Genomic DNA, 1,717 nt, shown 5'->3' on the forward strand with positions numbered 1-1,717 from the left:
TCTACGAGGGAAAAGTCCCCAAAGCAGCTTGACAAAGAACATAGGGACACGTTACCTACCTCTGGCTGGAGCGGCGTCCCGGGCGGTCCGGAACCCTGTGAAGATCTGGCGCCGGATGGGGTAGTCCCAGTTCCGGAACGTTCCCCGGCTTGCTGCGCCGTCGGCCGCCCAGGACCCACCGCGTAGCACCTTGTAGCCTCCGCCGAAGAAGGCTTCGCTGTACTCGCGATAGGGAAACACCCGGAAACCCGGATATGGGCCGAAGTCGCTGTCGGCATTAGGACAGAAGCCCGCATCCTGACCGAAGTCGTCGGTAAGGACTTCGCCACCGCCGGCCATCTGGCCTCCTACGCCGGACTGGCACCGGTCACTTGGAGATCCGGAACTTCCATCCGTGGGGATCACCCCTCACACAAGGGCAACAAGGTGCTCAAACGCGCCCTGTTTCTCTCCGCGTTCGCAGCTCTCAAAGACCCGGTATCACGGGCCTACTACGACCGGAAACGTGCCGAAGGTAAACGCCACAACCAAGCCCTGATCGCCCTCGCCCGACGCCGAACCGACATGCTCTTCGCCATGCTCAGAGACATGACCCTCTACGAGGGAAAAGTCCCCAAAGCAGCTTGACAAAGAACATAGGGACACGTTACCTACCTCTGGCTGGAGCGGCGTCCCGGGCGGTCCGGAACCCTGTGAAGATCTGGCGCCGGATGGGGTAGTCCCAGTTCCGGAACGTTCCCCGGCTTGCTGCGCCGTCGGCCGCCCAGGACCCACCGCGTAGCACCTTGTAGCCTCCGCCGAAGAAGGCTTCGCTGTACTCGCGATAGGGCGCAAATACCCGACCCCTGCGACCCTGTCCGCTGCTGGCCAGACACGGGTGGACACGTTCCTGACCAAATTCGCGCCACGGGCCGGTAAACGTTGGGCGGAGGAAATTTTCACCGCCCTCGGCGAGCAGACCGTCGTGGTCGTCGGCACCAACGCCGCCGCGACCGTACTGCCGCAACTGGCCAAGATGCTGCTCGGCCTGCGAACCGCCCGCACCGAAATTCATGCCCAGGTAGAGGCCCTCGTGGAGGCCCACCCTCTTCACCCAGTCCTGACGTCGATACCGGCGGTCGGCATTAGGACAGAAGCCCGCATCCTGACCGAAGTCGTCGGTAAGGACTTCGCCACCGCCGGCCATCTGGCCTCCTACGCCGGACTGGCACCGGTCACTTGGAGATCCGGAACTTCCATCCGTGGGGATCACCCCTCACACAAGGGCAACAAGGTGCTCAAACGCGCCCTGTTTCTCTCCGCGTTCGCAGCTCTCAAAGACCCGGTATCACGGGCCTACTACGACCGGAAACGTGCCGAAGGTAAACGCCACAACCAAGCCCTGATCGCCCTCGCCCGACGCCGAACCGACATGCTCTTCGCCATGCTCAGAGACATGACCCTCTACGAGGGAAAAGTCCCCAAAGCAGCTTGACAAAGAACATAGGGACACGTTACCTACCTCTGGCTGGAGCGGCGTCCCGGGCGGTCCGGAACCCTGTGAAGATCTGGCGCCGGATGGGGTAGTCCCAGTTCCGGAACGTTCCCCGGCTTGCTGCGCCGTCGGCCGCCCAGGACCCACCGCGTAGCACCTTGTAGCCTCCGCCGAAGAAGGCTTCGCTGTACTCGCGATAGGGAAACACCCGGAAACCCGGATATGGGCCGAAGTCGCTGGAGG

At 62.9% G+C, this 1,717-nt stretch carries 3 protein-coding genes and 2 pseudogenes; 2 read left to right on the top strand and 3 right to left on the bottom strand.

The window, feature by feature from the left end; all coding sequences use genetic code 11:
* Window positions 1-51: 51 nt before the first annotated feature.
* Window positions 52-339: an SUMF1/EgtB/PvdO family nonheme iron enzyme gene (locus Y707_RS0113550; protein WP_026535491.1), complete on the bottom strand. Its 288-nt coding sequence runs from the start codon at window positions 337-339 to the stop codon at window positions 52-54.
* Here Y707_RS0113550 and Y707_RS0113555 point away from each other — a divergent pair.
* Window positions 271-627: pseudogene (locus Y707_RS0113555) on the top strand (transposase); the annotation flags it as partial. The gene Y707_RS0113550 and the pseudogene Y707_RS0113555 overlap by 69 nt on opposite strands.
* A gap of 19 nt (window positions 628-646) precedes the next feature.
* Here the strand turns inward: Y707_RS0113555 and Y707_RS29910 are convergent.
* Window positions 647-784: an SUMF1/EgtB/PvdO family nonheme iron enzyme gene (locus Y707_RS29910; RefSeq protein ID WP_253905173.1), complete on the bottom strand. Its 138-nt coding sequence runs from the start codon at window positions 782-784 to the stop codon at window positions 647-649.
* Window positions 785-811: 27 nt separating this feature from the next.
* Between Y707_RS29910 and Y707_RS26000 the strand changes: the two are divergent.
* Window positions 812-1,474: pseudogene (locus tag Y707_RS26000) on the top strand (IS110 family transposase); the annotation flags it as partial.
* A 19-nt stretch (window positions 1,475-1,493) separates the two neighbouring features.
* On the opposite strand, the gene Y707_RS26005 reads toward Y707_RS26000, so the two are convergent.
* Window positions 1,494-1,717, bottom strand: a 224-nt coding sequence (locus Y707_RS26005) for an SUMF1/EgtB/PvdO family nonheme iron enzyme (protein WP_035781765.1), incomplete at its 5' end; no start/stop codon positions are given.

The sequence above is a fragment of the Arthrobacter sp. H14 genome (assembly GCF_000520495.1).
GTDB lineage: Bacteria > Actinomycetota > Actinomycetes > Actinomycetales > Micrococcaceae > Arthrobacter_C.

Excerpts from the sequence above, each read along its gene's own strand:
- Y707_RS0113550 (WP_026535491.1), bottom strand. The coding sequence starts at position 339 with ATGGCCGGCGGTGGCGAAGTCCTTACCGACGACTTCGGTCAGGATGCG.